We start from the raw sequence: 25,299 nt of genomic DNA, 5'->3' as shown, positions 1-25,299 counted from the left end.
ATGTTCCTTAAACGTCAAAAACCACCGGCCTGGGCCGAGGGTCTACGGAACCTAACATTGTACAATTACGTTAGGGCAGTCACACTAATATCAGGACTTCATCTCTTCAAAGAACTTCTTCACGCTGTCGAAGAAGCCAGTTTTCTTGGGTGAGTGGCTATTGCTGCCTTCCAGGCTTTCCTGGAATTTACGCAGCAAATCGCGCTGCTCTTCACCCAGGTTGACCGGGGTTTCGATAACGACTTTGCAGAGCAGGTCGCCCGGCGCACCACCGCGCACTGGTTTGACACCTTTGCCGCGTAGACGGAAGAGTTTGCCGGTTTGCGTCTCCGGTGGAATCTTCAGCTTCACACGGCCATCCAGCGTAGGCACTTCAAGCTCGCCACCCAGGGCTGCATCAACAAAGTTGATCGGTACGTCGCAGTGCAGGTTTTTACCATCGCGCTGGAAGATATGGTGCGCTTTGATAGAAACCTGAACGTAAAGGTCGCCCGCTGGGCCACCATTAACGCCGCTTTCGCCTTCGCCGTTCAGACGAATGCGATCACCGGTATCAACACCCGGTGGAATCTTCACAGAGAGCGTACGCGTTTCACGCACACGGCCTTCGCCGTTACATTTGTGGCACGGCACTTTGATGTGCTGGCCGCTACCGTGACAGGTCGGGCAGGTTTGCTGTACTGCGAAAAAGCCCTGCTGCATACGCACTTGGCCGTGGCCATGACACGTGGGGCAGGTTTCCTTGGAAGAGCCTGGCTCAGCGCCGTCGCCATCACAGCGGTCACACTCAATGTGGCGTGGCACACGGATGTCGACAGTGGTACCGGCTACCGCACTCTCAAGGTCCAACTCCAGGTTGTAGCGAAGGTCGGAGCCACGTGCGGGCGCATTAGGACCACGGCGGCGGCCGCCGCCCGCGCCACCGAAAATATCACCAAACACATCGCCGAAGATGTCGCTAAAGTCACCCGCGCCACCACCACCGAAACCGCCGCCGCCAAAGCCACCGCCCTGGCCATCAACACCGGCATGACCAAACTGGTCGTACGCCGCACGTTTTTCGCCATCGCTAAGCACTTCGTAAGCTTCTGACACTTCACGGAATTTTTCCGAGGCAGTATCATCGTCCGGGTTTCGATCAGGGTGGAATTTTTGCGCCAGGCGGCGGTAGGCCTTTTTGATCTCTTTCTGATCGGCCCCTTTATCGACACCCAGGACTTCGTAATAATCGCGTTTGGACATGGGCCCTACGCCTCCTGGTTAACTATGCTCTTGATTAGGCGTCTTGACCGCGGAAACAGCAACGCGGGAGTCTCCTCCCGCGTTACCTTCTTCCTTGGTAGAAAGAGGATGTTACGACTGTTTTTTGTCGTCGTTGACTTCTTCGTACTCGGCGTCAACCACGTCATCTTCCTGCTTGGTGCTGGCATCCTCAGCACCTTCATCCGCCTGCTGAGCAGCTTCCGCCTGTTCGGCGTACATCTTCTGCGCCAACTGACCAGACGCTTCGGTCAGTGCATCCAGTTTCTTCTGGATGTTGTCCGTGTCGTCAGTCTTGACGGCTTCTTCCAGCTCGCTGATGGCGGTTTCGATGGCCTGTTTCTCATCATCCGTCGCTTTGTCGCCCGCTTCTTGCACGGTTTTGCGCGTTGCGTGGATCATGCCGTCGGCCTGGTTACGCAGCTGTACCAACGCTTCGAATTTTTTATCTTCGTCAGCGTGGGCTTCAGCATCGCGCACCATTTGATCGATCTCTTCATCCGTCAGGCCGCTGGACGCTTTAATGACAATCGACTGCTCTTTACCGGTCGCTTTGTCTTTGGCAGAAACGTTCAGAATACCGTTGGCATCCAGGTCAAACGCCACTTCGATCTGCGGAACACCGCGCGGCGCAGGCGGAATATCAGACAAGTCGAAACGACCGAGCGACTTGTTCTGCGTCACTTGCTTACGCTCACCCTGAACGACGTGAATGGTCACGGCCGTCTGGTTGTCATCCGCCGTGGAGAAGGTTTGCGTCTTCTTCGTCGGGATGGTGGTGTTCTTGTCGATCAACGGCGTCATCACGCCACCCATCGTTTCGATGCCCAGAGTCAGCGGGGTAACGTCCAGCAGCAGTACGTCTTTTACGTCGCCGCCCAGAACGCCACCTTGAATCGCTGCACCTACGGCAACCGCTTCGTCAGGGTTAACGTCTTTACGCGCTTCTTTACCGAAGAAATCAGCGGCTTTCTGCTGCACCATCGGCATACGTGTCTGGCCACCGACCAGGATCACTTCGTCGATTTCAGACGCAGACAGACCCGCATCTTTCAGCGCCATTTTGCAGGGCTCAAGTGAACGCTGAACCAGCTCTTCTACCAGCGATTCCAGCTTGGCACGAGTGACCTTAACGTTAAGGTGTTTCGGGCCAGTGTTGTCAGCCGTGATGTAGGGCAGGTTAACGTCGGTCTGCTGGGCGCTTGAAAGTTCAATTTTAGCTTTTTCAGCGGCTTCTTTCAGACGCTGCATGGCCAGGTTGTCACCCGACAGATCAATACCGCTGTCAGACTTGAACTGGTCGACCAGGTAGTTGATCAGCGCCAAGTCGAAATCTTCACCGCCCAGGAAGGTGTCGCCATTGGTGGCGAGTACTTCAAACTGGGTTTCGCCTTCAACGTCGGCAATTTCGATGATCGAGATATCGAACGTACCGCCACCCAAGTCATAAACGGCGATGGTTTTATCACCGCGTGACTTGTCCATACCGTAGGCGAGTGCGGCTGCGGTCGGCTCGTTAATAATACGCTTAACGTCCAGACCCGCGATGCGGCCTGCATCTTTAGTGGCCTGACGCTGGCTGTCGTTGAAGTAAGCCGGTACGGTGATAACCGCTTCCGTTACCGCTTCGCCGAGGTAATCTTCGGCGGTTTTCTTCATTTTCTTCAGCACTTCCGCACTTACTTGCGGCGGCGCCATTTTTTTACCTTTTACTTCTACCCATGCATCGCCATTGTCTGCTTCAGCGATTTTGTAGGGCACCATCTTGATGTCTTTCTGAACAACGTCGTCTTTAAAGCGACGGCCGATCAGACGCTTGATGGCGTAAAGCGTGTTTTCCGGGTTGGTAACGGCTTGGCGCTTGGCGGCCTGGCCTACCAGAGTTTCGCCGTCATCGGTGTAAGCGATGATCGAAGGCGTGGTACGGCCACCTTCAGCATTCTCGATAACTTTAGCACTGTCGCCATCAAGTACTGCCACACAAGAGTTGGTAGTACCCAGGTCAATACCAATAATGCGTCCCATAGCAAAAACCTCGAATTCAGTTGTCTCAATACTTAAAACGTGTGCGGGATTTCCCCGCGGGGTTGACCTTTATCTGGGGGCCGCCAGTGACTTTTCAAGGGCTTTTTTACGCTTTACGTCACTAAATCGGCTTAATTTGCCTTCTGACTGACCACGACCATCGCTGGGCGAACCAAACGACCATTGAGCAAGTAACCTTTCTGCATCACTTCCATTACGGTGTTGGGCTCAAGTTCGGGGTTCGGCACCATCGCCATGGCTTCGTGCACCTGGGGGTCAAAGGGCTCGCCCTGGGGCTCAACGCTTTCAACACCAAACTTATTGAGCACCCCTAGCTGCATGTTGAGCGTCATGGAAACGCCCTCGCGGTGCGCCTCAGAGGCGTCGTCCTGCATGGATTCAAGCGCTTTTTCCAAGCTATCAACCACAGGCAGCAGCTCTTTTACAAATTTTTCCAAGGCAAACTTGCGCGCCTTGTCTGCTTCCTGTTCGGCACGGCGGCGAACATTCTGCGCTTCAGCGGCGGCGCGCAACGCCTGGTCCTTGGCTTCCGCCAGGTTTTGCTCCAGCTCATTTACCTGAGCGGCGAGTACGTCGGCCTCCGGGTCGGCGAAGCTGCCTTCAAGCGGCGCCTCGTCGTTAATCAGGCCTTCCAGTTCCCCATCAATCAAGCGCTCTTCAGACTCTTGGTCCATGTCGGCCTCACGCTGTTGGCGAGCGAGTTCGTCATCTAATGGAGTTTGCGGTTCTTTTGCCATGCCATGCTCCTCAAAAGGGTTCGGGCTTTTTCTGCCCAACACTGCTCATAAAAAGTAATCAATAAATCAGTTTTAAAACAGCCTTAAACACGTATAGAGGCTATATGGGGGCCATAAAAGCCATCTCAAGAGGAGCATTGAAGTCAGTTATCGACTACTGTATAAAACAACATTTATTGGATAAGTATCCAGCTTCTGTGTCGCACCGCCTCAGGAGGCATCATGCTTACTCAGCTAGCGATTCAAGATTACGCCATTGTCGACCGCCTTGAGCTTGACCTGACCCACGGCATGACGGCCATCACGGGGGAAACAGGTGCAGGCAAATCCATTCTTCTAGGCGCACTGGGCCTGTGCCTTGGTGAGCGTGCCGATGCTGGCAGCGTGCGCCACGGCTGCGAGCGCACCGACCTATCGGCGCGTTTCGACATTCAACACCTGCCCGCCGCCGCCGAGTGGCTAACGGTCCGCGAGCTCCCCACCGACGAATGCCTACTGCGCCGTGTAGTGACCGCCAGTGGACGTTCAAAAGCGTGGATTAACGGCCAGCCAGCGACCATTTCGGACTTAAAATCGCTTGGCGAGCAGCTCATTCAAATTCATGGCCAGCATGCCCATCAAGCGTTAATGCGTGAAGAGGTGCACCTGGCCCTGCTGGATGACTATGCCGGGCTACGGGAGGCTCGCCAGCAACTGGCAGAAACCTTCCACGAATGGCGCAATGCGCGCCGACGGCTTAAAAAGCTCAGTGAAGAAGGCAGTGAAGTAGAAGCCAAGCGCCAACTGCTGCGCTACCAGGTTGAAGAGCTGGACCAGTTGGACCTGGGCGAAGGCGAACTACAGACGCTTGAAGAGGAGCAACTGACCCTTGCGCATGCCGAAGAGACGCTGCGTGAAACCCAGTTGGCTGCCGACTGCTGCGCCAGCGATGACGGCGGCGCGCTGTCGCTTCTTAATCAAGCTTATGCACACTTAAGCGCCCTACCGGGCAGCGATAAGGGCACACTTGCCAATACGCTCGCCATGCTCAGCGATGCGCGCATTCAGGTGGAAGAGGCCTCAAGCGAGTTGCAGCGCTTTGCCAGCAGCACCGAGCTCGACCCAGAGCGCCTGATGTGGGTGGAAGAGCGTTTGACGGATATACACCGCATTGCGCGCAAGCATCACGTCGCCCCTGAAGAAATTTACGCCCTGCATAGCACCCTTCAACGTGAAGTGGCTCAGTTGGAAGCCAGCGATGAGGACCTTGAAGCGCTGAGTGGGCAAGTCGCTGAGTATCGTGAGCGCTACCGCAGCGAAGCCAAGAAAATCAGCGATACCCGTCAAAAAGCTGCCCTGCGGCTGGGTAAAGAAGTTCAGCAGCAGCTGGCCTTTTTGGCCATGGGTAAGGCCCGCTTTGAAGTGGCCGTTGCTTCGCGTGAAACGCCTACGCCTGAAGGGCTGGATAGCGTACAGTTTTTGATCAGCGCCAACCCAGGCCAGCCTGCTCGCCCGCTCGCCAAAGTTGCCTCTGGGGGTGAGCTTTCACGTATCAGCTTGGCGATTCAGGTGGTGGCCGCCTCGCACTCGACGATTCCAAGCCTGGTGTTTGACGAGGTGGATGTGGGTATTTCAGGTGCCACGGCGGAAATTGTCGGCCAGTTACTGCGCAAGCTAGGTGAGAACGGCCAGGTAATGACCGTGACGCACCTGCCCCAGGTGGCCGCGCAGGCGCATCAGCACCTGCATATTGAAAAGCGTGCCAAGCGGGATACTACGCGTACCTATATGGCCTTGCTGGACGAGCGAGGCCGCATCAGCGAGCTTGCGCGCATGCTAGGCGGAGTCACGCTCTCTGACCAAACACTGGCTCATGCCCAGGAAATGCTGCATGCCAGCCAGCGCCCGCCTCATTAAGAGCTTTCTCAAATCACGGTTTAATTAACGGCTACCACGCAAAATACCCCCATGCTGCTCCCTGTAGTAACAAGGAGCGGCATGAGGGTTTGCATCACGGCCAAAACAGGTTTTGCGGGAAACCCTATTTTTTATTGATCGGCACGTTAACCTGGCGCGTTACGTCCGACCCGCGAGGGCGTACGTAAAGTACCAGAGCGTGATCGACAAGCTCGTAGCCGTGCTCTTCTGCAATTTCTTGCTGGCGCCGTTCAATGATGTCATCAAGAAACTCGATGATTTCACCACTTTCTAAACACACCATATGGTCGTGATGGTCTTCTTGCGTCATCTCAAAGACTGCGTGGCCACCGTCAAAATTATGACGAATTACCAAACCTGCTGATTCAAATTGCGTCAGCACGCGGTAAACGGTTGCCAAGCCAACATCCTCGCCCGCATCAATCAGTGTTTTATACACTTCTTCTGCGCTAAGGTGGTGTTGACCCGAAGCATTTTCGAGAATCTGAAGGATCTTGACGCGCGGCAGGGTCACTTTCAGCCCGGCTTTGCGCAGTTCATGGTTCTGATCGGCCATGGTTGCTCTTCGCAGTAACAGGTTAGGTCGGGTATGATCGACCGAAACCACGATAGTGAAGAACAGGTCCAAATGCAAAAATTGACTCGCATCATTACGCTTTCCGTTGCCCTTACTGTTGTAAGTGGCTGTAGTTACGTCGGTGTTTACAAACGTGACATCCCTCAAGGCAACCTGGTAACCGAAGAAATGGTTAGCCAGCTTCAGCCGGGCATGACGCAGGAGCAGGTCACCTACGTTATGGGCCGCCCTTTGTTGGAAGCCCCGTTTGATTCAAACCAGTGGGATTACGTCTATCGATTGGACGAAGCGTACGGTGGCGTTGTACAGCGACGCGTCACACTTACCTTTGACCCGATGGGCCGCTTAGCCAATGTTCAGCAGCAGGGCGATTTTTCCACCGATCTTCCGCTAAGCACCGACACCAGCCTGGGGCCTGCCGTTGAAGGCGCCGACCCGCTGAATGCGCTTCCCCAGGAGAATGTAAGCACGCAAACACCGGAGACAGCACCCGCGCCTCAGCCCGTATTGCGCGCTGAGTAACAGCGTTACTGGCCGCTTGCTTGGCGCTTGGCACGTTCCAGGCGGGCAGCTTTAGGGTCTATCTCAAGCGGGCGATAGACTTCGACACGATCCCCGGTGCGCAATGTGTGCGTCTCGGGGTTGCGTAGCGCTTTGCCAAAAATACCCAGCGGCGCCTTGCTGAACGTGTCTTCGGGCAACTCCGGAAATAGTTGAGGCAGGTTGGCAAGTGCTACCGCCTGCCGGGCAGTGGTGCCCTCAGGCACTTCCAGCGCCACCAGGCGCTGTTTGGCAGGCAACGCAAAGGCAACCTCTACTTGAAGGCGATCACCGCCCATACAGCTCATCAGCACGCTTAGTGAAGGCATCGACCAATTGACCGGCGATTTGCTGGAACAATCGACCAAAGGCCATGCTGAGCAGGCGGCTGGCAAACTCAAACTCCATTTCCAGACTCACCTTGCAAGCATCATCTCCCATCGGAGTGAACCGCCAGTGGCCTTTCAAGCGCTTAAATGGCCCTTTTACCAGCGACATCTCGATTTGCTCGGGAGCAAACAGGTCGTTACGTGTAGTGATCGTTTGCTCTATCCCCGCACGGCCCAGCGTCATTTCCCCAATTAAATGGGTGGCGTCACGCTCTACCAGACGCGCCTGACGACAGCCTGGTAAAAACTCGGGGTAGTGTTCGAAATCGTTGACCAGATCGAACATTTGCTGGGGGGTGTGCCGCACCAGGGCGGAACGATTGACGGTTGGCATTGACCTCTCCGCTGACTTCACAGTGCCCAAAGCGTATCATGGGAAACATTTATTCAGACCTTGAATGGTATCACGCCTCCCCATATAACGAAGGGGGTGCCACCGACAGATTATAGATGAGGTTTCATGGCCACTAAGAAAGGTAACAGCAAGGGCCCCGGCAGCAGCGTTATTGCCCAGAACAAGAAGGCAAGATTCGAATACCATATCGATGAGACCTTTGAAGCAGGGTTGGCACTCTCCGGCTGGGAAGTCAAAAGCCTGCGTGCGGGTAAAGCTCAGCTTACCGACACCTACATTCTGGTGCGTAACGGCGAGGCCTTCCTGCTTGGCAGCCACATCATGCCGCTTAATACAGCAAGCACCCATGAAATTGCCGACCCTACCCGCACGCGCAAACTACTGCTGCATCGTAAAGAAATCGCCAAAATCTTTTCGATTACCCAAGACAAGGGCCACACCTGCGTACCGCTCAAGCTTTACTGGAAGCGCAATAAGGTGAAGTGTGAATTGGCGCTGGTGACCGGTAAGCAGCTGCATGACAAGCGGGCGACAGAAAAGGATCGTGACTGGAGCCGTCAAAAAGGACGAATTATGCGGGAACATAACAAGGCTTAACTGGTCAATCAGGTGTGAGCACGTTAGAATGCTCATCTGAAAGAAGGGGGCGACATGGTTTCGACGCCGGTGACAACCCTTGCGGTGCATGCCGAGAGCGTGATGTATCTCGTAAATCCCACATCACGAAAAAATAGTCGCAAATGACGAAAACTACGCTCAAGGCGCGCTAGCAGCTTAAACTGTTAGCTTCTTGTCTGGCCCCAAGGTGATGTGCCTATTCATCATTGAGGGGATACGAGCTAAAGCTGATAGGACCGCGTTTGGTGGTGTCTTCTCGCCAAGCGTTAAACTTTAGAAGGCTCGCGTTGCTGAATCCTGATCGTCGGAGTCAGTGGCGTTAAAACAAATGACGGAATCTAAGCATGTAGAGCCAATAGGCGCGTGCTGGCGGACGCGGGTTCAATTCCCGCCGCCTCCACCACCTTAAGGTTTCAGGAGTTATCAGAACTTCTCACGAAACCAGCAATCAAGCGCCTCAGGGCGCTTTTTTGTTGTCAGGAGTATTCACCCAATACCTTGACATGCCCCCATTAAAGGGGGCATATCTGGGGGCACCAAGAGCCTACACCGATGAGGTGCCCCCAAATGGCCCACGTTAGCAATAAGCTGTCGGCTACCGCCGTGCGCAGCGCCAAACCCCAAGATAAAACCTACCGCCTTACCGATGGTGGGGGCATGTATTTGGAAGTTACCCCAACTGGGGGCACCTACTGGCGCATGAAGTACCGCTTCCACGGTAAAGAGAAACGCCTGGCCATTGGTGTATATCCGGAAGTGAGCCTTTCAAATGCCAGAGAAGCCCGCGACCAGGCCCGTAAGCTGCTGGCGCAAGGGCTAGACCCCAGCACCACCAAGCGCGTCACCAAAGAGCTTGGCAAAACATCGGCGGGAAACACTTTTAAGGCGGTGGCCACAGAATGGCTTGAGCATATCCACCGCCATGAAGTGGTACCCGATCACTACGCCCGTAATAAGTCACGCCTTACCCGTGACGCCTTTCCAGCGCTGGGCCATCGCCCTATTAACGATATAACGCCCCCTGAACTGCTGGAATGCCTGCGCAGGATTGAGAAGCGCGGCCACTTGGAAACGGCCCACCGGGTCAAAACGCTATGCGGGCAAGTCTTCCGTTACGCCATATCCACGGGCCGTGCTGAACGCGATTTGACCCCTGACCTGAAAGGCGCACTGCGCACCCCGAAGACAAACCACCATGCAGCGATCACCGATCCGGCAGCGCTGCCCCCGCTGCTGCGTGCCATTGAAGGTTATGGCGGTATGCCTGTCACCATTACCGCGCTCAAGCTATCGCCGCTGGTATTTGTGCGCCCCGGCGAGCTGCGCCAAGCCCGCTGGGCAGACTTCGACCTAGACCGTGGTGAATGGGCCTTTCAGCCCAGCAAAAACGCCGACCCGCTGATAGTGCCCCTGCCCCGCCAAGCGGTCGCCATGCTGGCCGAGCTTCACCGCCTAACGGGCCGGGGTGAATACGTGTTCCCCGGTGCCCGCAGCAGTAAACGCCCCATGAGTAACGCCACGATCAAGGCCGCGCTTGACCGCATGGGCTTCAAAGGGGAAATGACCGCCCACGGCTTCCGCGCCATGGCCCGCACCATATTGGCTGAACGTCTTGGTTACCCAGAGCAGTACATCGAACAGCAGCTAGCCCACAAGGTGCGCGACAGCAACGGGCGTGCCTATAACCGCACCACCCACTTGGAACAGCGCCGGGAAATGCTGCAAAGCTGGGCCGACTATCTTGACGCCCTGCGCGATGGTGCAAGTAATGTGGTGCCGATCTATAAGGGAGTAGCCAATCATGGATGATGAACTACTCCGTAATGCTGTTGAATCATTGACCGCTATAGAGCAGCGCCTTGAAGAACTGTATCCCGGCATTACGGAAGTGGAAAACGTATATCCGGGTTTAGAAAAAGGTCGAGCAGGCATGGCTCTACTTTTCCACGTGCTACGTATTGGCTGCGATTTTGATACGGCAGCTAAGCACCTAGATCAGCATCGTGAAGAACTGAGTTGGTTACAGGAAAATTACCAACTAGCTCGCACAGAGCCACTACGCCTTAGCCTTGATGAAATTAGCTTAGCCGCCTGCAACCACTTTCCCCCGCCGCAACTGGCCATGAATACACTCAACTATGCCTTCATGAGGGTAAAGCAAAATGATGACGCCTATCTTGGCGAGCATGGAGGTATGAAGAAGACCGAGCAGGCCCGCAGAAAAAGGCAGAAAGCTCGCACAAAGCAACAAGGTGGGGAGCTTGCTAGCGCTTTTTACGCGCTACATCAAGACGACCCAAAACAGTACCCAATCAGCGATAATGGATATTTAGCCGCAGAACAAGCACTGAACAGCACGCAAGATAAAATCAGGACAGCCGTTAAAAACGCAAATCCGCATCTTAAGGCTGCATGGAAGTCCGGCTTCCCTGCACCACCGTTTAAAAGCAGGGGGTAAGTTTCTCCAAAAACTTACCCATTACAGCAATAAAGTTTCTAGCCATCCTTCCAGCCATGTCCAAAGCAATCAGGAGCTACAACGACATGGCAAACCTAATCAAACTCCCCGCCGTCAAAGCTAAAACCTCCCTTAGCACCAGCACCATCTACCGTGGCGTTGAGCGCGGCGACTTCCCCAAACCTGTACGCCTGAGCCCACGTTCAGTGGCTTGGGTAGAAAATGAGGTTGACGCCTGGATCGAACAGCGCATTGAAGCGAGCCGCCAAGAAGGGGCCGCCTAATGTTGACCGCGCACCTGCCTACCCGCTATGCTTCGATTGCTGGCGCAAAATCGCTAGCAACAGACCTTGGCCGGTCTCAATCAGAAAGGCGCAACAGCGCCCCAAATGACGGCGCTTTTTTTATGCCCGTCAATTATGGCGGCTGTGCGTGGGACGCTTTCGAGCGTGCCGGTGTCCTTTCTGACCGGTCGGCCAACCCGCGTACAGTCGCCCCCATCCGATGCTTGGCCGCATCCGGGGACGACTCCAAACAGAAAGGAGTCACACCCATGGCATCACTACGCCTGTCCAACCTGATTACCCGCAGTTTATCCAGCCGTGCAGCCGCGCATAGAGCAATGGCCAAGGCCGCTTTATTTGCCGATTCCAGCACGCGCACCCGCCTTAAGCGTTACAACCACCACATTGAAAAAGCACAGCAACTTGAAGCCCAAGCCCTAGAGACTGCCAAGCGCAGTGCTGGAGGCATGGAATGAAATTATCCGCCCGCCAATTAAAGCGCCTGACTGAATTGCTTGCGCCTTACCGTACCGACCCCATCACCAAGCCCACCATTGAGCTGGCCTTACGCCTTGTGCGTAGTGAGGTACAGCAATGAGCCACTACCAAATACCTCAAGCCCACCGGGACGCTAGCGCCAATATTCAAGCGCTGGCGCTGACTACCAGCACCCAGGGCATCTATTGGGTAAGCGTCGATTTTTCCGGAGTGCTGCTTCAACTGAATGTAAGCGTTAGCCGCTGCGCTGACCTGCACAACCCCGCCGCCGTTTCCAAAACTTACAGCGTGTACTTGCCGCCTAGCCAACGCGCTACACATGACAGCCTTAAACAACTTCAAGCCATTGCCCGCGATCTGGAAGCGTTGCTTTCAAAGGCGGTGGCCGCATGAGTCATATAAACGATCTATCTGTAAAACAAATGGTAGAGCTGCGCGACATTGCCGAAGCCAACGCCACGCTTGCAACTGTATTGGGTGATGTCGCTTATCTAAGTGAGGGAGTCACAGAACAGCAGGCGCTTGCCTGGTCAACGGCGTTCCGCTGCATGGGGGAGCGTGCCGCCACCTTGGCCAATGCCTTGCTTGATGAAAGCATTGACCCTGCTGGCGCAGAGCTGGAAGGGGGCCACGATGCTGACTAGCACCCATGAAAAAGCCCAGCACAATGGCTGGGCCTTCTCCGCGCCGCTGACCAAAGCAAACGCTAAACCTGAGAATAGCACACGGTATGGGGCGCGCCTATGCCTTACCGATCAAGGCCAGCCCGCCGGGGTTGGCGCTGGCGCTGAGAAGCCACGCCCGGTAATTGGCAAGGTGGCTGTATGACCAGCCACGCCGCCTTTATTGATCGACAAGCCCTTGCTGATTCGCTGCTGAACTGTGGCCCGTGGAAGTGTGGCAACGACGACCAAGCCTTGATCGACCACGCCACCGCCCAAGCCCGCGCCATTGAGCTGGAAGCTGCACAGCTCAACGATCCTGTTTACGCTTTACAACGCGCCCGCCGCCGTGCAACCCAGCACCATCTAACCCCGCCCACGGGGAGTAGCTGTACCGCAGAACTAAGGCGGCTCGCTTGCCCGATATGGTGGCGTCGGCAGCTTCGCTGCCTAACCAGCCGCCGCCGTGAGCAGCGTCAGCGAATGTTAGGCCGCACCCAGAAGCGGGCAGGCATCTACGTGAGCAATGAAGGCTACCGCCGCCGCATTGACCAAACCACGCGCAACGCCCGCTTGCTTGAAGCGATCACGGCCACCAACCAAGACGGCGACCAATACACGCTGGCAGAACTGGCAGAGCTTGGCCTGGCTAACCCTGAGTTTCGGCGGGCAGAGCTAATGCTGCGCATTGCCGACACTGAGCGCGAAGCCGACCGGGCAGGCCACCGGGGAATGTTCTACACCATCACCACCCCTAGCCGCTTTCACCCGGTACGGCAAAACGGCAGCATCAACCATAAATATGCTGGCGCCAACCCGCGTGAAGCGCAGGCGTACTTGCAAAGCATCTGGGCCAAAGCCCGCGCCAAGCTAAAGCGCGACGGTCTCGGTATTTACGGCATCCGGGTTGCTGAGCCTCACCATGACGGAACGCCTCATTGGCATTTACTGATATGGATGCGTCCGGAAGATGAACCCAAAGTAACCAGCATATTGCGCCGCTACTCTCTGGAAGACTCACCAGGTGAGGTTAAGCGAAACATCAACATCAGATTCAAGCCAGTAACGATAGACCGAAGCAAGGGAAGCGCTGCCGGGTATGTGGCCAAGTACGTGGCTAAAAACATCAACGGTAAGCAGCACGCCCGCCAAGGTGTTGAGGGTGACAACCTAGACCATTATGGCCAGCCACTAGAAACCAGCGCCCCGCGCATTGAAGCGTGGGCGGCCTGCTGGGGTATTCGCCAGTTTCAGTTTGTTGGGCTGCCGTCTGTCACCGTATGGCGTGAGTTGCGCCGTCTCAAGGATGAACAGCGCTTAGCCGATTGGGAAGCGGCCACCCGGCCAGAGCCGGAAGCCGCCGCGATCTTAGAAGGGTTACGCCAAGCGGCCAATGCTGGCGCCTGGGATAAGTACCTTCATTTGATGGGCGGCCCTATGCAGCCACGCGACGTTGCCCCCATTCGCCCATGGCGAGTAGTACGCCAGACCACCGATATAGCGAACTGCGACCCGATGACAGGGGAATGGTCGAGCGACACGCTTGGGCGCTATGGCGAACCGATGGTGGGCACTTGGGGCTTAGTGGTTAGCAGTCAGCTAGGTGAAACGGAATACCTGACCAGGTACTACCGTTGGACGTTTGAGCGCAAGAGTGAAGCCGCCGGGATTGATTTTAAGCGCGTAGGCGAAGCCGCAGCGCCTTGGACTCGTGTCATTAACTGTACGCACAGAGCCATGAAGCATGAGAGAGAGGCAAGGGAACTGGCAGCAAAAGGGCCATTAACTGCTTTTCGTTACATGGGCAGACAAAAGCCTAAGCGCCCGCTATGGCCTTGGGAAAAATCAATTCTATTTGAAAGAAGCGCTACCGAGTGGTTTAGGCGCACGTTCCCCACCCCAGCGCCTGAACAACTAGACCGCATCAGGCAAGAAAACGTTATGCCACTGGCAGCTTACCGTGCCATGTGCGTGGAGCAGCGCCTTGAGCATGAAGAACGCGAGCGCTTGCGGGCCTCCCTTGATGAAGGCCGTGAACTACTGATAGCCATGCTGGCGCGTGGGGAGCTGTCGCCCGCTGATATTCCACCGGGAGCCATTGCATGAACGGTGAAGCCCTACTTGCCCGCATTGCCCAGATGCAAGCCACCGCTGGCGCTGCCCGGCCGCACGGCCAGCCAGGTGCCCGAGCCAAACAGCATCAACGGCGTGCAACCGTGACCACCCGCATTGAGCCATGGCTGGCGATGATAGAAAAACGATGCGGCCTACTGGCTGAAGACCGTCGCTTTATTCGCTTGAGGCTGGCCACCCAGCAACACGCCGAAGCCATGCGGTTAGCCGAAGGGTACAGCGTCGCTTGGGAACACGCCGCTATGCAGGAACAGCGCGCCCACGTGAAGAACAACGCAGGCCGCCAAGCGGCTAACCGTTGGCTAAAACGGCAGCTTGAGCAATGAGCGCGCTAACGTGGTTAACCGTGTTTATGCTCACGGATATAGGTTTTAAGCGCCTGGTCAATGCGGCGCTGCCAGCCTTCACCCTCGGCCTTGAAATGGTCTACCACTTCGGGAGAAAGGCGTATTGACGTTTTAACCTTAGTGGGGGCGTGCTGGTGCCCACGTTTACCAATAGTGCGCTGTAGAGCAGAAGGTAGCACGTCGGCCATGGGGCGCATTTGCTTTACGTCCGCTTCTGTTAGCTCTCTAACTTCGCCGTCTTTATTTGTGAGTCGCGTTTTCATAGCGTCGCACCTCCCGTGCGTTGGCTTTCCTGAGACTGATAACCCGTATGCCATCGGTGATAGGCGTCAAGCACACTACGTGCACCCTTTCCCCTATCTTCCCCAAACCAATGAAGCGCCGTTCTGGGTAGTCAAAGCGGGTATCTTCCGAAAATACAGCCCCATCCCAGTCAAAGCGCTCTACCACCGTGAAAGGAAGGCCGCGCTCCTGTTCGTTCCGGGTGCTTTTGTTTGGGTCATAGTCGATGATCATAGGTTTTATTGTATGGACAAAAAGATAAGCCCGCCAGTTCCCTGCGATAAAAAGCTAGGTTCTTCTAGCGCTCAAACGCCTGAACCACGGGGGCAAGCAGCCCCGGATTTCGTGAAATTTTCGGAATCCCAGCGTGTACCGCCACAGGTGGGCAGCATCCGCGTAGCCATGCGGCGCATCACCTGTGCAACCTGTGCAACACCCCCACTTATTCAGGCAAAGCATGTACAGGTGGCACCCTACGAAATGCACACCTCAGCGCCGCGTCACTTACCAGCAAAGGCAAGCGCTTAGCGCCGCCGGGAGGTGACGCCATGCAATAGCCCAAAGGATAAAGAAAAGGCCCAATAAGGCCCAATTAACGGCAAATAAAAGCGATACGAAAATGAAGAAACGTGGTTCCCAGATTTATCCATCTCAACAGCGGCGTGCCGAGTTGGCGCGAATGCTCAATGAAATGGCCGACGCTGGCGACGTTAACGCCGCTGGCTGGCTACTGCTGTTATCTGAAATGAAACAATCCAAAGGCGAGGTATCCCAATGAACGACGATTTAACCACTTGGCAAACATGGCTTAAACAGCACCAACAAGCCCAAAAAGCGGCAAGCGCTGCCACTGCCAAAGCGTCAGATGCACACACCCAAGCTGACAATGCCGAACGCCGCCTAACCTTGATGACTCGACAGGGGCGCCCCGATGGGCTGGTGATTGCCGACCCTGCAACGCCTGAGCAGGTGCAACAGGTCACGGACTACCTATCGCTTGCACTCACTCGAAGCGCTACACATCACGACGACCCCCGGCGCTTGGAGGTGCAGCGTGAACTAGCCGACCTCAAGCAAGCACGGCTTGACCATGAAGAAGCCCAAGGCGTTTTGGCCGAACAGGTTAAAGCACAGGCCAGCGCCGAGAAGTCATTAGCGGCTGCCGCCAAGGCAAGGCCCGAGGCCTCCCCGCAAGCGCTGGAAGCCGTTACCCAAGCGATCACGAATCACTGTCAGCGCATCGACAAAATCAACGGCACCATCGCAGCGATGAAGGATAGCGACAGCATCGCCGCCGATCTGGAAGCCCAAGCCCAGCGCGCCGCCGAGGAAGTAGAACGCCTGGAAGCCAACGCGCTGCTTGGCGAGGTAGACGACGAAGCCAAGGGCCAAGCAGCCACCACGCTGGCTAAGGCCCGCAAGGCGTCGGAAAAGGCCGCCGAGCAGGCCGAAAAGCAAGCGAGCGCCCGACGCGGGCTGGAAAAGATGCGCGCCGACCTGCAAGCCGAGCTTGCCGAGCTGGAACACCTGCACCAGGGCGTGGGCTATGAAGTGGCACAAGCCGCCATGGCAAAAGCCGAACGTGAGCTTTTGAGCGCGATCGAGGCAGCCGACTTACAGGAGCGAGTATCTGCGCTCAATGCAGCACGGAATGACGCAGACCGCTTCGCACCCCAAGGCATCGGGTACCAAAGTGCGCATATTGAGCTGAGCTTACCTGTCTTTTACGCGGTTGAAGCGCCCGACCGGCTGGAATACTAAGCGAGGATCCCTGGCACCCTGTCAGGGGGTGGTCAATTTGGCCACCCCCTTCAAGGCTTGAAGCACTGAGCTGGCGCCCCTTCGCTACCCAAAAGCAAAAGGTACTCCCCACCCATCCCCGGCATTACGGGGGCAAGCAGTCCCGGAATTTGCCTATATGCGGCAAATTTTCAGGGGTTGGTTGTTGTTTCGTTATCACCCCACCAAGCCCTATGCCCGGCATACCGTGACCACCGCGCTACTTTTGAGCCGATATAAGCCACTTATGAGCTATTTAGATGTTTTATAAGGCTTTTAACACCAATGAGGCTTTGCCTCACCACCACGCGATAACCGTTAAAGCGGGCGCCCCATCACCCCGCCCAAAGGCACGCGATACAACAACCCAAGACAACCCAGCGGCATGACTTGGAGCGCGCCGGGCTGGCGCTGCGTATTCAGATGATTTTGTCACGCTATGGGTTAGGCAAAGGGGCCTAGGTAGGCATCTGGTCAATGGGGGTATGGGGCGAAGCCCCATGCAGCGAAGCGGTAACGACAATGCAGAATAAGCGCCTTGCCTGATTGGCCAGACGTCCACCACCCAGCCGCAAACACCACCGCGCCTTTCATTGCCAAACAGGGTTTTAATAAACGGTACTTGCTGGATAGTAGGCTGCAAATTTAATTACCCTCACACCTCTACCTGAGTTCAAAGCACGGGTTAATAGGGGTAGCGCCCCAGAAAAGGGGGCATAATTGGGGGCACATTTAAAAACACCCCAACAACATGTAAAATAAAAACAATAGCTTAAATTAACTTTAAGCGGGACGCCGCCTCCACCAGACACCCCTACAAATCAAGCACCTAGCGGTGCTTTTTTTGTTTCTACAGCCAGCCTTTGCATCAGCTACCTTACACAGCTAAGGTCGCCCTCTTCGCAGCTGGCATGCTCTTGCAGGCTTTGCGTACGTGCTTTGGTGAGCGCTTCAAGGCAGCCATTACGTACCATGGGCTGGGCGCTTCCCCCTTCGACCGCGCTACTCTCGAACGCACATTCGGCGTCACGAAAATCAATCCACTTGCGCTGGGCCACTCTGAGCTTCTCAAGCGATAAAGCATTACTATCAAGCCTTCCAATCAATACCTGATAAGCCTCATTAAGCTCATTATCGGCCGCTTGATACGTTTTAGCTGAACACTGCGTCATTTCCGCTTGGGTTTCAGGGCTAACACACTCCTCATTAGCACTTACCAAGCCGCTGAAGATCAAAATCCCCATGCCTGCCCATCGTGAAAGTAGTCGCATCGTCTTACCTATTCTGGTGGATAAAGCCAACGTGGTAACAAGAACGCTACCTGCCTTACAGGTTAGCCTCTTTTTCATGCGCCCATAACGGCAAAACGCCAGCATTTCTGCTGGCGCCCGTCGACTAGCTATAAAAAAGGTGGCTCGACCTTAATGAGCGGTCATTTCTTCAGCGATTTCATTACCGTCTAAATCGGACGGGTAGTAGGTCGGCCAGTGAGAGACTTCTTCCAGCAGTGCTTCGCGATCATTGCCCCAGTAAAGGTGAAAGTGATGCGCGTGGGTTGGGTAGATAGCGTGGTCGCTGAATTGAATGTACTGAGGAAGATTTTCAGCGCTCTCACCCTCTAACTCGAAAATAAACCGCACGCCACGGTTGCCTGCGTCGTAGGTTAAAATCTCGTAGCCGTCGTATTGATACTCGCCCGTGCTCTCTTCGCCGTTTTCGTAGAAGGTAATGTTATTGCCTTCAATAATGATACGGTCAACCGCTGTTTGGTAACCGGTGTCGTAGTACTCCTTGTACTCTTCAGCCGTTTTATCGCCATGCTCGGCTTTATGAGCAAATACCTCATCCAGCGTACCATCTTCTAAATAGGGATAGACGGACTGCCAATCGCCTTCCCAGTCGGATAGCGGGCGGTCCGCCACTTGGTCATCACTGAAATGTCCGGAGTAGATATCGCTGTTGTGGTCGTGGTCATGAGAGTGATCGTGCGAATGATCATGAGAGTGGCCATGATCATGGTCGTGGTGTTCATGCTTGTCATCTGCAACCACCGGCTGAATACCCGCCAATGCCAGCAAGCTGATGGCTAAGGCGCTGAGTGCTTTTGATGAAAGTAATGGCATTTTTCAGACTTCCTTTTTCAGAGAATGAATGGTTCTTAAATCAGCACAAAAGATACACTATAACATAACATAAATCAAACAAAGCATGTTGGCCTGAAACGTTAAAGCACCTAACGCTTCTTGGCGGCAAGCGGGTCGACCATCATCGTACCGGCCATGCCAGGTCCAGCAAGCACAACGGAGCAATTATCACTAGTCAACCAGTCGCCAAACTTGGTCGAAGTAGAAATCATTTTCGAAGAAGTTATGCGTTATATAGCTTTTATTAAAACAACATAAATTAGAAGTCGGCGCCATTTCATTGACAGTCAAAACAGCTTAACTATAAAGAGCTTAACGCTCTCTTTATTTGGCGAGACATTATATATGGTGCTCTTAACAATCATTGTTATTTTAACTATTTCCGCTTCTTTCCTTTGTTCGATACTTGAAGCCTCATTGCTGTCGATTACACCAAGCTATATTGCTCAGCTTAAAGAAGAGCGTCCTAAATTACATAAAGCACTTGATACATTAAAAGCCAACATCGACCGCCCGCTTGCGGCCATTTTAACGCTTAACACTATCGCTAATACGGCGGGCGCGACGGGGATAGGCGCTCAGGTAGCCGCTGTATTTGGGGATGTGTATGTCGCTGTCGCCTCGGCAGTTATGACCATTCTCATTCTGGTATTTTCAGAAATTATCCCTAAAACGTTAGGTGCCAACTACTGGCGCCGTTTGGCTCCTTTTCTGCCTCCTATTTTGAATACCTTAATGGTGGTGTTAATGCCCTTTATCTGGCTATCAAAAATGATTACTCAACGGCTGGGTGAGGCAGATGAAGGCATTGATGTGCGCAGTGAAATAAAAGTATTAGCGCGCGCAGGCCTGGAGGAAAAAGTGATGGATAATGATGAAACACGCACGATCACTAATATCCTTAATCTGCATGAGATTCCGGTGACCAAGGCGATGACACCACGCGCCGTCAGTGAAACGGTCACCCCAGAAATGACGGTGAGCGCTTTCGATGATCGCTTCGGCAAGCTCTCTTTTACGCGCTACCCTGTGATGGATGCAAACGAGCAGGCGTTAGGCTATGTACACAAGCTTGATGTTTATCACGCCGAGCCAGGCCAAACCATGCAAACGTTGATGCACCCAATGGGGACCATCGCCGATAGCGCAAGCGTTGAGCAGGTATTTACCGACATGCTAACCAGCCGTCACCATATGCGTGTGATCCATGATGAACATGGGACATGGCTTGGCATTATTACCCTTGAAGACGTTATCGAAACGATCTTGGGTCAGGATATTGTGGATGAAACGGATAAAATTCAGAACCTTAGAAACCATGCAAAGCAGCGTTGGCTCAAGCAAGTAACGTCCGATACGCCCCTTCACTAGCTGACCCTTAGCGAATATTTTAACCCCCTATGGCTGAAAAATAATGTGTCTCGCCACGTACCGAGTTTACGCTTATAGTCACTAACAATAAGCGCTTAGGCTACATGGTGGAGGCCCTTTATGCTGCTTTATGGACTGAGTTTATTAGCCGGTATTGTGCTTTTAACGCTAGGTGGCGAAGGATTGATTCGCGGCGCCGTCGCCGGGGCCAAACGGCTGGGCGTATCACCGCTGTTTACCGGATTGGTGATTGTCGGCTTTGGTACCTCATCGCCTGAACTGGTGGTCTCGATCCATGCCGCCATGAACCAGCAGCCCGACATTGCGATTGGCAATGTGGTCGGCAGCAATATCGGCAATATCCTGTTGATTCTGGGCCTTTGTGCACTTATCTGCCCGCTGACCACCCAGCCCCAAGCGCTTAAGCGCGATGGGTTGGTAATGATGCTCGCCACTGGGCTGTTTATTCTTTTAGCGTTTAACGGCAGCCTGGGGCGTTTCGATGCAGCGGTGCTACTCGCAAGCCTGGCGGCTTATCTGGTATGGGCCTACCGCAGCGAAAGCGGCCAGCACTCCCCTTCTGCCGAGCTACACACGGCCGAGGCAGAAGAAGTGACCCAACTGCCCAGCAGCACGATGTTTATCGTGGTGGCTTTAATCGGCGGGTTGGCTCTACTGATCGGCGGCTCCCAATTGCTGCTTTATGGCGCCGTCGGCATTGCTCAGGCGCTGGGGATTTCAGAAGCGGTTATCGGGCTTACCATCGTGGCTATCGGCACCTCACTACCTGAACTCGCGGTATCAGTGATCGCGGCGCTGCGGCGTCATGCTGATGTGGCAGTGGGCAACATTCTGGGCAGCAATATCTTTAATTTACTCGGCATACTGGGCATCTCCGCCTCTCTTCAGCCGCTACCGCTTGTTGAGCGCATGGCATCCTTTGACCAGTGGGTAATGCTGGGCGCCTCTGCGCTGCTGATTGCTTTCCTCTATACCGGCCTACGTTTATCACGTGGTGAGGGGTTATTGCTCCTGGTAGGATATATAGCGTATTTAGCGGCCAGTTTTACGGTGATTAGTTAGGCTTTTTACGACAACGGCTTGCGCTCGACTATAACGGCATTAAAGGCATAAGGAAGCACAATGATCCTTGGTACTCTGGGGCCTGAAGGCAACAATCATGCGTTGATTGCTGGGCACTATCTCAAGCGTCGGGCACCGCAAGGCGGCCAATGCATTTTCTTCGACACGTTTGAGGCGGCTTTCGAGGCACTGCTGGCCGGAGAACTAACCCATGTACTGCAATGTACGGCCCACTTCAGCCATGCCGACTGCGTAGGTCGCTATATGCATCGCGCCTTTCCAGTCGATACGTTTATTGCGGGCAGTAAGCCGCTGGCGCTGCTCGCCCGTCGTGATGCTTCCGAACCAGAACATATCGCGCTTCAGCCTGCCACGCGTTACTACACTGATTTAAGCGCGTTCAAGACGATCATTGAGGCACCGACAACCGTCGACGTTGCCAATGGATTGATTGAAGGTCGTTATCAGGCCGGTATTTGTGCAGAAGAAGCACTGGCCCAGGCACCTGATACGCTAACCTTGGTACGCTCGCTAGGACCGGCCATTGATAGCTGGGTTATCTACGCCACCGAAGCGCTGAATGAGGATTCGCCGCTGCATTTATAGCGTGTATTGGCAGCGGCGAACCCGGCAAGCTAGAGTGCGAAGATAATCAGCGCGCCCACCACCACAAGCGCCAGGCGCAGCCAGAGCGCTTTATGGGCAATGATGCCAAAGGAGATCGCCCCCAAGCCTATGGCCACCTTGGCGGTATCGAACAGCGCACCAGCGGGGTCAAAGGCAAGCCGAATCATGTCAGGATTAGCGACCATTGCTAACGGAATGATATAAAGCCCAATGCCCAGCGCCATGGCCTTCAACGCTACCTTAAGCCAGTTCTCTCCCACCATGCCCGCCGCGATAAAGACACCACCACACACCGGCGGTGTAATCGTCGACAGTAGCGCATACCAGAAGACAAACAAGTGCGCGAGTAACGGCTCAAGCCCCAGCGATGTCAATGCAGGCCCCGCCACCGAGACACAAATGACATAGGCGGCCGTGGTGGGGACTTCCATGCCCAGAATCAAACACGCCAGTGCCGTCAACAACAGCGCCGGCCACAGCATATCGTTGGAAAGCGACAGGATACCGGAGGTAATTTTTACCCCAAGCCCAGTCAGCGACAGCACGCCTATCACCAGCGAGGCGCAAATAATAATCGCGCCAATCATCGCAATCTGCCGCCCAGCGGTCACCATGGCAAGCATAAATCGGGTTATAAAACCGGAAAGAGAAAAACGCAGTGTGACGTTAAAAAACAGCAGGGCCAAACTGGCGAAAATGGCAATGCTCGCCGCATACTGAGGGGTGTATCCGCTGATAAAAATACACGCCAGCAGCAACACAAACGGGACCGCAAAAAATAGCGAGGTAATCAGCACCTCTTTACGGCTGGGCTGATCGCTTTTATCCAAAGGCTGCAAATCATGCCGAGTCGCGTAAGCATTAATCCCCATCCAGACCGTTAGAAAGTAAAGAAACGCCGGTAAAACAGCCGCCGCCATAATCTGTGTGTAGGGGGTTCCAGTGAGCTCCACCATGACGAAAGCCCCCGCTCCCATCAAGGGCGGCATGATTTGCCCACCCGAGGAGGCCACGGCTTCCACCGCCCCTGCCAGGGATTTCGGATAACGCAAACGCACCATGGAAGGAATGGTAATGGCCCCGGTAGACGCCACATTGGCGGAGGCCGACCCGGAAATGGACCCCATCAGCGCCGAAGAGATCACCGAGACTTTCGCCGCGCCACCGGTTAATCGGCCCGCCACAGCACTTGCCAGATTCATAAACCCTTGGCCTGCCTCGCCCGCGTTAAGCACCGCGCCAAAAATAACGAAAATCGCGACGACGCCCACACTGACACCGGTAAGCGATCCCCACAGCCCGCCTTCGGCAATGGTCAGCGAGCCCACCATGCTTGGCAGGGGAATACCTGGGTGACCAAACGTGCCAGGAACATACTGTCCAAAAGCGCCATACAGCAAAGCGAGCAACGCAACCAACGGTAAGGGCCAGCCAATAGCACGGCGCGCCGCCTCAAGCGCCAGAGCGATCAAAAAAAGCCCAATTCCCATCTGCAGATGGCTATCGATAAAACCGTACTGGTTGGCCAGTGATGCTTCGTTAAGGGCGATATAGCCACAGGCCGCCACACCCAGTAGTGTCAGCACCCAGCCGCTCGCCTGCTGCCAAGGCGTTTTGGCCATAAATATCAGCACCCAGGGCAGCAGTAATGCCATATGCAGCGGTCGACTAATTAACGCAGGCGTTAACCCGTAAAAGATAAGTCCCATGTGGAAAACCACGCTTAAGGTGCCTAGCGCTACCCAGCCACGCGCAGCGGGCGCCTCGTCGTCTAGCGTCGAAGTTGAAAAAAGTGTCATGCCCTATGCCTATCAGAAACGAGTCAACAACAAATAGCGACGCCACGAAGCGGACCTCGTGGCGTCGGCACTGCCTGGGAGAGAATTAACGCAGCGATTCGGGAACGTCGATGCCGGCTTCCTCGTAATAGCGCAGAGCACCGGGGTGCAGCATACCTGCCATATTGTCGAGCTGGTCCGGAGTAATACCGCCCCACCACGCGGTCTCTTCAGCCATGGCGTCACGGCGTTCCCAGAAGGTTTTGGTCAACGTATACGCGGTTTCGTCATCCATTTGTGACGTGGTATACGCCATGACCGGCAGCGACGTGGTTTGTACGTCCTCATCAATACCTGGGTAGGTGCCGCCAGGAATTATCTGACGCGGTGCGCCGGTCATGTCGATCTGCTCGTCAGTGAGACTCACCATCGAAATCGGCATGCCCGCAGCCACTTCGATAATATTGGGCGTTGGGTAAGAGCTGGCGGTTACAAAGCCGTCAATCTGCCCATTTTTCAACGCGTCGGGGCCGCTACCCAAGGCAGCATCGGCGACCTGTACACTCTCTTCCAATCCAAACAGCGCCAGGTAACGCGCGGCTTCACGTGCGCCGAACGTGCCCCGGCCAATCAGGATATGCTTATCTTCAAGTTCCTCAATACCCACGACACCTTTATCCTCACTTAGGATGAAGTGCATGGTAATCGCTGGAATGGGAAACAGGCCGCGGATCTCCTGAAAACGTGGGTTCTGACGTTCAGCAAAAGGCCCTTCACCCGCCATGGCCTGGTCAACCAATGCAGGCGGCGTGGTAAAAACATAGTTACCCTGGCGCGCCATGACTTCCATCACGTTTTGCACCGAGCCTTGGCTCTCCTCCAGGGTAAGAATAATAGCGTCATCCGTGCCTTGGCGAATGGCTTCTGATAACTCGACGCCCATCTGATAATAAGCCGTTCCCGCCGTTGCCGACTTATAGGTAACGCGGGTTTCCGCTTGGGCAGCCAGGCTAAGTGAAAGCGTGGTGGCTACGAGTAAGGGCGTGCATAAAGCAGAGCGTATAAAGGGGAGCATGTGTCAATTCCTGGTATCCAGCGACCTCAACGGCCTGATTTTTTTGTCGCGCTGAAAGAATAATAAACGCCAGCGGGCCAGGTCGTGCACAGTGCCCCGCCTAGCGCCGCTAACATTAGCATGTAATACGCCGAGCAGGAACGCTGTGCCTCAACGGAGTAGCCCGATCAAGACAGCCCGAATTCGATGCATAGGCAGCACCGACGGGCAATAATGGCAAACAGAGTATGGCACTCATCGTTCGTCTTACCGCATCGCTTATCGCTTGCAACTTTGGTTTATTACCATAAAGATTAATCGCTGTTAAAATGTATCGCACTTTATCAACAAACTTACTAT

At 54.8% G+C, this 25,299-nt stretch carries 31 protein-coding genes and 1 other RNA gene; 19 read left to right on the top strand and 13 right to left on the bottom strand.

The annotated features are described in order from the left end of the window. Positions 1 to 90 precede the first annotated feature (90 nt). From dnaJ to grpE, 3 genes are all read right to left on the bottom strand, one after another. The gene (gene dnaJ, locus ACT3TJ_RS12575; protein WP_172117607.1) at positions 91 to 1,242 is read right to left on the bottom strand and encodes a molecular chaperone DnaJ; all 1,152 of its coding nucleotides are present in this window, start codon (positions 1,240 to 1,242) and stop codon (positions 91 to 93) included. Between the two features lie 111 nt (positions 1,243 to 1,353). After that, the gene (gene dnaK / locus ACT3TJ_RS12570; RefSeq protein ID WP_172117608.1) at positions 1,354 to 3,285 is read right to left on the bottom strand and encodes a molecular chaperone DnaK; all 1,932 of its coding nucleotides are present in this window, start codon (positions 3,283 to 3,285) and stop codon (positions 1,354 to 1,356) included. 131 nt (positions 3,286 to 3,416) lie between these two features. Continuing rightward, the gene (grpE, locus tag ACT3TJ_RS12565) at positions 3,417 to 4,043 is read right to left on the bottom strand and encodes a nucleotide exchange factor GrpE (protein WP_193053241.1); all 627 of its coding nucleotides are present in this window, start codon (positions 4,041 to 4,043) and stop codon (positions 3,417 to 3,419) included. A 222-nt stretch (positions 4,044 to 4,265) separates the two neighbouring features. Between grpE and recN the strand changes: the two genes are divergently transcribed. Continuing rightward, a complete protein-coding gene (gene recN / locus ACT3TJ_RS12560; RefSeq protein WP_444621371.1) occupies positions 4,266 to 5,939 on the top strand; it encodes a DNA repair protein RecN in 1,674 nt (557 codons plus the stop codon). A gap of 124 nt (positions 5,940 to 6,063) precedes the next feature. Here the strand turns inward: recN and fur are convergent, their stop codons facing one another. Beyond that, on the bottom strand, positions 6,064 to 6,516 hold the full coding sequence (fur, locus tag ACT3TJ_RS12555; protein ID WP_172117611.1) for a ferric iron uptake transcriptional regulator: 453 nt from the start codon (positions 6,514 to 6,516) through the stop codon (positions 6,064 to 6,066). Positions 6,517 to 6,588: 72 nt separating this feature from the next. On the opposite strand from fur, the gene ACT3TJ_RS12550 reads away from it, so the two are divergent. Next, the gene (locus ACT3TJ_RS12550; RefSeq protein ID WP_193053239.1) at positions 6,589 to 7,059 is read left to right on the top strand and encodes an outer membrane protein assembly factor BamE; all 471 of its coding nucleotides are present in this window, start codon (positions 6,589 to 6,591) and stop codon (positions 7,057 to 7,059) included. Positions 7,060 to 7,064: 5 nt separating this feature from the next. On the opposite strand, the gene ACT3TJ_RS12545 is transcribed toward ACT3TJ_RS12550, so the two are convergent. Together ACT3TJ_RS12545 and ACT3TJ_RS12540 are read right to left on the bottom strand one after the other, a co-directional pair. Further along, positions 7,065 to 7,376, bottom strand: a complete 312-nt coding sequence (locus ACT3TJ_RS12545; RefSeq protein WP_172117612.1) for an RnfH family protein — start codon at positions 7,374 to 7,376, stop codon at positions 7,065 to 7,067. Beyond that, positions 7,366 to 7,800, bottom strand: a complete 435-nt coding sequence (locus tag ACT3TJ_RS12540) for a type II toxin-antitoxin system RatA family toxin (RefSeq protein WP_087108740.1) — start codon at positions 7,798 to 7,800, stop codon at positions 7,366 to 7,368. The genes ACT3TJ_RS12545 and ACT3TJ_RS12540 overlap by 11 nt, the downstream gene beginning before the upstream one ends. Before the next feature lie 126 nt (positions 7,801 to 7,926). Here ACT3TJ_RS12540 and smpB point away from each other — a divergent pair, with 126 nt between their 5' ends. From smpB to ACT3TJ_RS12480, 12 genes are all read left to right on the top strand, one after another. Continuing rightward, positions 7,927 to 8,418 (top strand): SsrA-binding protein SmpB, encoded by a 492-nt coding sequence (gene smpB, locus ACT3TJ_RS12535; RefSeq protein WP_444621370.1) that lies wholly within the window; start codon positions 7,927 to 7,929, stop codon positions 8,416 to 8,418. A 45-nt stretch (positions 8,419 to 8,463) separates the two neighbouring features. Next, positions 8,464 to 8,842: a transfer-messenger RNA gene (ssrA, locus tag ACT3TJ_RS12530) on the top strand. Between the two features lie 164 nt (positions 8,843 to 9,006). Continuing rightward, positions 9,007 to 10,248 (top strand): tyrosine-type recombinase/integrase, encoded by a 1,242-nt coding sequence (locus ACT3TJ_RS12525; protein WP_444621369.1) that lies wholly within the window; start codon positions 9,007 to 9,009, stop codon positions 10,246 to 10,248. Next, positions 10,241 to 10,897, top strand: a complete 657-nt coding sequence (locus ACT3TJ_RS12520; protein WP_444621368.1) for a hypothetical protein — start codon at positions 10,241 to 10,243, stop codon at positions 10,895 to 10,897. The genes ACT3TJ_RS12525 and ACT3TJ_RS12520 overlap by 8 nt, the downstream gene beginning before the upstream one ends. Before the next feature lie 86 nt (positions 10,898 to 10,983). Then, entirely contained in the window at positions 10,984 to 11,181 is a 198-nt protein-coding gene (locus tag ACT3TJ_RS12515) for a helix-turn-helix transcriptional regulator (RefSeq protein WP_444621367.1), read from the top strand. A 269-nt stretch (positions 11,182 to 11,450) separates the two neighbouring features. After that, positions 11,451 to 11,657, top strand: a complete 207-nt coding sequence (locus tag ACT3TJ_RS12510; RefSeq protein ID WP_444621366.1) for a hypothetical protein — start codon at positions 11,451 to 11,453, stop codon at positions 11,655 to 11,657. After that, a complete protein-coding gene (locus tag ACT3TJ_RS12505; protein ID WP_444621365.1) occupies positions 11,654 to 11,779 on the top strand; it encodes a hypothetical protein in 126 nt (41 codons plus the stop codon). Before ACT3TJ_RS12510 ends, ACT3TJ_RS12505 begins: the two co-directional genes overlap by 4 nt. Next, a complete protein-coding gene (locus ACT3TJ_RS12500) occupies positions 11,776 to 12,072 on the top strand; it encodes a hypothetical protein (protein WP_444621364.1) in 297 nt (98 codons plus the stop codon). The genes ACT3TJ_RS12505 and ACT3TJ_RS12500 overlap by 4 nt, the downstream gene beginning before the upstream one ends. After that, complete coding sequence (locus tag ACT3TJ_RS12495) at positions 12,069 to 12,323, top strand: hypothetical protein (RefSeq protein WP_444621363.1); 255 nt, start codon at positions 12,069 to 12,071, stop codon at positions 12,321 to 12,323. Before ACT3TJ_RS12500 ends, ACT3TJ_RS12495 begins: the two co-directional genes overlap by 4 nt. Then, on the top strand, positions 12,313 to 12,507 hold the full coding sequence (locus ACT3TJ_RS12490; protein WP_444621362.1) for a hypothetical protein: 195 nt from the start codon (positions 12,313 to 12,315) through the stop codon (positions 12,505 to 12,507). The genes ACT3TJ_RS12495 and ACT3TJ_RS12490 overlap by 11 nt, the downstream gene beginning before the upstream one ends. Further along, entirely contained in the window at positions 12,504 to 14,447 is a 1,944-nt protein-coding gene (locus tag ACT3TJ_RS12485; protein ID WP_444621361.1) for a replication endonuclease, read from the top strand. The genes ACT3TJ_RS12490 and ACT3TJ_RS12485 overlap by 4 nt, the downstream gene beginning before the upstream one ends. Next, complete coding sequence (locus ACT3TJ_RS12480; RefSeq protein WP_444621360.1) at positions 14,444 to 14,800, top strand: hypothetical protein; 357 nt, start codon at positions 14,444 to 14,446, stop codon at positions 14,798 to 14,800. Before ACT3TJ_RS12485 ends, ACT3TJ_RS12480 begins: the two co-directional genes overlap by 4 nt. Before the next feature lie 14 nt (positions 14,801 to 14,814). Here ACT3TJ_RS12480 and ACT3TJ_RS12475 read toward each other — a convergent pair whose 3' ends face one another. Beyond that, positions 14,815 to 15,084: a BrnA antitoxin family protein gene (locus tag ACT3TJ_RS12475; RefSeq protein ID WP_444621359.1), complete on the bottom strand. Its 270-nt coding sequence runs from the start codon at positions 15,082 to 15,084 to the stop codon at positions 14,815 to 14,817. After that, positions 15,062 to 15,337, bottom strand: a complete 276-nt coding sequence (locus ACT3TJ_RS12470; protein ID WP_444621358.1) for a BrnT family toxin — start codon at positions 15,335 to 15,337, stop codon at positions 15,062 to 15,064. Before ACT3TJ_RS12470 ends, ACT3TJ_RS12475 begins: the two co-directional genes overlap by 23 nt. A 385-nt stretch (positions 15,338 to 15,722) precedes the next feature. Here ACT3TJ_RS12470 and ACT3TJ_RS12465 point away from each other — a divergent pair, with 385 nt between their 5' ends. Together ACT3TJ_RS12465 and ACT3TJ_RS12460 are read left to right on the top strand one after the other, a co-directional pair. Next, the gene (locus tag ACT3TJ_RS12465) at positions 15,723 to 15,881 is read left to right on the top strand and encodes a hypothetical protein (RefSeq protein WP_444621357.1); all 159 of its coding nucleotides are present in this window, start codon (positions 15,723 to 15,725) and stop codon (positions 15,879 to 15,881) included. Further along, on the top strand, positions 15,878 to 16,864 hold the full coding sequence (locus ACT3TJ_RS12460) for a hypothetical protein (RefSeq protein ID WP_444621356.1): 987 nt from the start codon (positions 15,878 to 15,880) through the stop codon (positions 16,862 to 16,864). Before ACT3TJ_RS12465 ends, ACT3TJ_RS12460 begins: the two co-directional genes overlap by 4 nt. A gap of 890 nt (positions 16,865 to 17,754) precedes the next feature. On the opposite strand, the gene ACT3TJ_RS12455 is transcribed toward ACT3TJ_RS12460, so the two are convergent. Together ACT3TJ_RS12455 and ACT3TJ_RS12450 are read right to left on the bottom strand one after the other, a co-directional pair. Continuing rightward, positions 17,755 to 18,153 carry a lysozyme inhibitor LprI family protein gene (locus ACT3TJ_RS12455; protein WP_444665789.1) on the bottom strand — a complete coding sequence of 133 codons (399 nt, stop codon included), beginning with the start codon at positions 18,151 to 18,153 and terminating at the stop codon, positions 17,755 to 17,757. A gap of 150 nt (positions 18,154 to 18,303) precedes the next feature. Continuing rightward, positions 18,304 to 19,005, bottom strand: a complete 702-nt coding sequence (locus ACT3TJ_RS12450; protein WP_444665787.1) for a metal-binding protein ZinT — start codon at positions 19,003 to 19,005, stop codon at positions 18,304 to 18,306. Positions 19,006 to 19,371: 366 nt separating this feature from the next. Here ACT3TJ_RS12450 and ACT3TJ_RS12445 point away from each other — a divergent pair, with 366 nt between their 5' ends. From ACT3TJ_RS12445 to ACT3TJ_RS12435, 3 genes are all read left to right on the top strand, one after another. Further along, positions 19,372 to 20,397, top strand: coding sequence for a CNNM domain-containing protein (locus tag ACT3TJ_RS12445; RefSeq protein ID WP_192537986.1), 1,026 nt, complete (start codon positions 19,372 to 19,374; stop codon positions 20,395 to 20,397). A 123-nt stretch (positions 20,398 to 20,520) separates the two neighbouring features. Then, positions 20,521 to 21,480 carry a calcium/sodium antiporter gene (locus ACT3TJ_RS12440; RefSeq protein WP_192537995.1) on the top strand — a complete coding sequence of 320 codons (960 nt, stop codon included), beginning with the start codon at positions 20,521 to 20,523 and terminating at the stop codon, positions 21,478 to 21,480. A 60-nt stretch (positions 21,481 to 21,540) separates the two neighbouring features. Then, positions 21,541 to 22,086, top strand: a complete 546-nt coding sequence (locus tag ACT3TJ_RS12435) for a hypothetical protein (RefSeq protein WP_192537987.1) — start codon at positions 21,541 to 21,543, stop codon at positions 22,084 to 22,086. 29 nt (positions 22,087 to 22,115) lie between these two features. On the opposite strand, the gene ACT3TJ_RS12430 is transcribed toward ACT3TJ_RS12435, so the two are convergent. The 3 genes from ACT3TJ_RS12430 to ACT3TJ_RS12420 form a co-directional block, all read right to left on the bottom strand. Further along, on the bottom strand, positions 22,116 to 23,906 hold the full coding sequence (locus ACT3TJ_RS12430) for a TRAP transporter permease (RefSeq protein ID WP_193053213.1): 1,791 nt from the start codon (positions 23,904 to 23,906) through the stop codon (positions 22,116 to 22,118). A gap of 85 nt (positions 23,907 to 23,991) precedes the next feature. Next, positions 23,992 to 24,960 (bottom strand): TAXI family TRAP transporter solute-binding subunit, encoded by a 969-nt coding sequence (locus ACT3TJ_RS12425; RefSeq protein WP_444621355.1) that lies wholly within the window; start codon positions 24,958 to 24,960, stop codon positions 23,992 to 23,994. Positions 24,961 to 25,075: 115 nt separating this feature from the next. Then, positions 25,076 to 25,299, bottom strand: a 224-nt coding sequence (locus ACT3TJ_RS12420) for a hypothetical protein (protein ID WP_444665785.1), incomplete at its 5' end; no start/stop codon positions are given.

Source organism: Halomonas sp. AOP30-A1-24, assembly GCF_052378165.1.
Taxonomy (GTDB): Bacteria; Pseudomonadota; Gammaproteobacteria; order Pseudomonadales; family Halomonadaceae; genus Vreelandella; species Vreelandella citrativorans.
The sequence above is the reverse complement of the archived record's forward strand: the minus strand, read 5'-3'. Positions and strand labels throughout refer to the sequence as shown.